Genomic DNA, 1853 nt, shown 5'->3' with positions numbered 1-1853 from the left:
CAGCCACGCAGCGCTACGCCGCCAGCGCGAGTTCTACCCTCTGGCGCCGGCTGCTGCAGGGCGAGAAGGTCGACTTCGAAGGCCGGTACCTGAAGGTGCAGGGCGCGCAGAACTTCTTCACGCCGGCCACGCAGCCCTACCCGCCGCTGTACTTCGGCGCTCGTCGCCTGCCGCGCACGCGCTGGCCGCGCGCCATGTCGATGCCTACCTGACCTGGGGCGAGCCACCCGCCGCCGTGGCCGGGAAGATCGCCGACGTGCGCGCCCGCGCCGCCGCCGCAGGCCGCGACCTCGACCGGCACCCGCTGCGCTTCGGCGTGCGCCTGCATGTCATCGTGCGCGAGACCAGCGAAGAGGCCTGGGCCGATGCCGACCGCCTCATCAGCCGCCTGACCGACGACGACATCGCCCGCGCCCAGCAGAACTACGCGCGCATGGATTCGCACGGCCAGCAGCGCATGGCCGCGCTGCACGGCGGCCGGCGCGACCGGCTGGTGGTGGGCCCCAACCTGTGGGCCGGCGTGGGCCTGGTGCGCGGCGGCGCGGGCACCTCGCTGGTGGGCAATGCGCAGGAGGTGGCCGAGCGGCTGCAGGAATACGTGGAGGTGGGGGTGGACCGCTTCGTGCTCTCGGGCTACCCGCACCTGGAAGAAGCCATCCGCTTCGCCGAGCTGGTGTTTCCGCTGCTGCCCGGCCGGCAGGCGGTGACGCTGCGCGACCAGTCGCTGACCGGCGGCGCGTTCGACATCCGGGCGAGCCGGCCGGCGGCGGCCGAGCCCGTGGCGGCCACCGCGCCCGTGCCGGAGGCGGTGCGATGAGCGCCCCCACGTCGAGTCCGCGCGTGATCGACATGCGCTGCCGGCCCGCCTACCTGCACGACTTCTTCGGCCGGACACCCGGCTCGCCCGGCGAAGACCTGGCGCGCTGGCTGAACCGGCGCGTGGGCACGCGCGGCGACGACGCGCACTTCACCCGCTCGCGCACGCCCGAAGGCTTTCTGGCCGAGGTGCGCGATGCCGGCCTGTCGCACGCCGTGGTGGTGGGCCGTCACACGCCCGGCCAGCACCTGCCCAACGACACCATCCATGCCATCGTGCAGGGCCAGCCGGAGCTGATCGGCATCGGCGCGGTGGACCCGGCGCTGCAGGGCGAGGCCGCCGCACTGGCCGAAGTGGAGCGCGCCGTGAAGGTGCTGGGCCTGGCGGGCATCGACATCGAACCGGGCTTCGGCCAGCCGCCGCGCCACCCGGACGACCCGGTGTACTTTCCCATCTACGAGCGGGCGCAGCAGCTGGGCGTGCCCGTGTTCCTGATGACCGGGCCGACCTCGCCCGACCTGCGCTTCAACGACCCGGCCCCGGTCGCGCGCGTGGCGCAGGCCTTTCCGCGCCTGCCCATCGTGGCGTACCACGGCTGGTGGCCCAACGTGCAGCAGGCCATCGGCCTGGCCTTTCGCTACGACAACGTGTTCCTGGTGCCCGACATGTATTTGTTCCAGCCCGGCAGCCCGGCCTATGTGGAGGCGGCCAATGGGTTTCTGGGCGACCAGCTGCTGTTCGGCTCGTCGTACCCGTTCCGGCCGATCGGCCAGTCCATCGAAGACGCCCTGGCGCTGGGCCTGCGCGAGAGCGTGATCGACCGGGTGCTGTACGGCAATGCGGCGCGACTGCTGGGCATCGGCAGCGTGCCGGTGCAGGCCGGGCCCGCCTGACTCCCGTCGGCCTGCAGCGCCCGCCCGGCAAGGGCCAGGCTTTCTCTCAGAAGGTTTCCCAGTCGTCATCCGACCGCGATGACGGCGCAGGCGCCGGGCGCGGCGCAGCGGCCCGAGGGGCCGCCGGTGCCGGCGCGGCAGGC

At 73.4% G+C, this 1853-nt stretch carries 1 protein-coding gene and 1 pseudogene; both read left to right on the top strand.

Annotated elements, in window-relative coordinates; translation table 11 throughout:
• Positions 1 to 95: 95 nt before the first annotated feature.
• Positions 96 to 817, top strand: a pseudogene (locus AC27IO_RS23680) (LLM class flavin-dependent oxidoreductase).
• Positions 814 to 1710 carry an amidohydrolase family protein gene (locus AC27IO_RS23675; protein WP_498741106.1) on the top strand — a complete coding sequence of 299 codons (897 nt, stop codon included), beginning with the start codon at positions 814 to 816 and terminating at the stop codon, positions 1708 to 1710. The pseudogene AC27IO_RS23680 and the gene AC27IO_RS23675 overlap by 4 nt, the downstream one beginning before the upstream one ends.
• The last annotated feature ends 143 nt before the right edge of the window (positions 1711 to 1853 follow it).

It is taken from the genome of Acidovorax sp. KNOB132, from assembly GCF_057541515.1.
Note: the sequence above shows the minus strand (reverse complement) of the source record. Positions and strands in the feature narration are given on the sequence as shown.

Excerpts from the sequence above, each read along its gene's own strand:
- AC27IO_RS23675 (WP_498741106.1), top strand. The coding sequence starts at position 814 with ATGAGCGCCCCCACGTCGAGTCCGCGCGTGATCGACATGCGCTGCCGG.